Below are 1,488 nucleotides of genomic sequence, written 5' to 3'. Positions count from 1 at the left end.
ACGCCGTTGCGCAGCCTGGCGTGAGCGAAACCCCGGGCCTGCGGCACGGAGACGGCCTGGAGGTGACCGTTCGCGTCGAGCCCGGCGGGCGCGGACGTATCCGTCCTTGCCTGAGCGTGGGCGGTGGAAACCAGAATGCAGGCCGCGACCAGCCCCCCCATGACCAGGCGCCGCGACGCAGATCCCGCCAACGAGGTCGTCCTTCTGGCTCGCCCCATAGCCGCACTCCAGTCCTATCGCCGACGCCTCACCCCCACGCCGCTTTTACTCCTACAAATTACCAAGGCGATTGTCACGCGCGCGCCTCCTTCTTGCCGTCCCTCGTTCGGCGCTTTCGCCGTAAATCCAACGAGAAATGGATCATTCGCGTCCACTGCCCCTGAGTTGGCGGCGCTTTCAAAGACTTCCCACTTCGGTTGCGGTCAGATGATCGCGCCAATGACCTGAAATGCTCAGACAATTCAAGACCTCTGACCCGCCCCAACTGGCATGCCGCCACCCGCCCTCACAGCGCCGACAGCGGCTCCGCCACCGCCCCATACCCGGCGTCCGGCTGGATCCGCAGCGACGGGCCGTCGACCCAGGGCTCGACGGTGACCAGCGGCCGGGCCAGCGCCGTCTCGATCGCCGCGATCGGGCTGGCGCTCTCCGCCAGCAGTTGCAGGTTCATCCGCGTTGGAAAGATGAGCTTGCGTGCGCCCGAGGCCGCCAGGGCCAGGGCCTCGCCCGGGGCGATCCATTCGGCGTCGACCGCCTCGTGGCCGTCGCAGATCGCCAGCTGGGCCAGGGGGGCGTGGGCGACGTAGAACCAGGTGTCGAAGCGCTTGGCCATCAGCGGCGGGGTGATCCAGCGGGCGAAGATGGTCAGGGCCGCCAGGTCCAGCTTCAGGCCCAGGTCGCGGACCACGTCGAGGAAGGCCATGCGGTCCTCGGCCACCGCCGCCCGCACGTCGATCGCCGCCTCGCCGACATAGGTCTGGCCGGCCGCGTCGCGGGCCAGCAGCACCCCCGCCTCCTCGTAGGCCTCGCGGATCGCGGCGATGCGCAGGGCGGCGCCGTCCTCGCCGACGCTCTCCCAGCCGGTGGCGTGGTCGCGCCACGCCGGGTCGTGGTCGCCGGCGTGGCTCTTGCCGCCCGGGAACACCAGGGCCCCGGCCGCGAAGTCGATCTGGTGGTGGCGCTTGACCATCAGCACCTCGAACGCCGCAGCGTCCGTCTGGGCATCGCGCAGCAGCAGGATGGTGGCGGCGGGTCGGATCGGGTCGGCGGGATGCTCTGACATCGGACGAGCTTGGCGGAGAAGCCGCGCCTTGCCCAGATGATTTCGAACAAGCGTTCGGTTGGGGCAGGTTCGTCTTCAGCGGGTTGTCCCAACGACCTTTGATTCCGACCGTTCTCGCTCTCGCAAATAGTCCGTCATCCCGGGCCTTGTGCCCGGGACCCATGGTTCAGCCGACGATGCGTAGCCTTGGCGCGCCGGCGCGCCAC

The 1,488-nt window shown here is 69.1% G+C and carries 1 protein-coding gene; it reads right to left on the bottom strand.

Going from position 1 to position 1,488, the window contains the following annotated elements:
- Positions 1–505 precede the first annotated feature (505 nt).
- Complete coding sequence (locus PMI01_RS06420; RefSeq protein ID WP_007665754.1) at positions 506–1,282, bottom strand: NUDIX hydrolase; 777 nt, start codon at positions 1,280–1,282, stop codon at positions 506–508.
- Between the last annotated feature and the right edge of the window lie 206 nt (positions 1,283–1,488).

Origin of the sequence: Caulobacter sp. AP07 (genome assembly GCF_000281955.1) — a bacterium.
In the GTDB taxonomy this organism is placed as follows: Bacteria; Pseudomonadota; Alphaproteobacteria; order Caulobacterales; family Caulobacteraceae; genus Caulobacter.
This window is presented reverse-complemented; position numbering and strand designations above follow the sequence as displayed.

Bases quoted from the DNA above. Each gene is read 5' to 3' on its own strand.
- PMI01_RS06420 (WP_007665754.1), bottom strand. From the start codon at position 1,282: ATGTCAGAGCATCCCGCCGACCCGATCCGACCCGCCGCCACCATCCTG.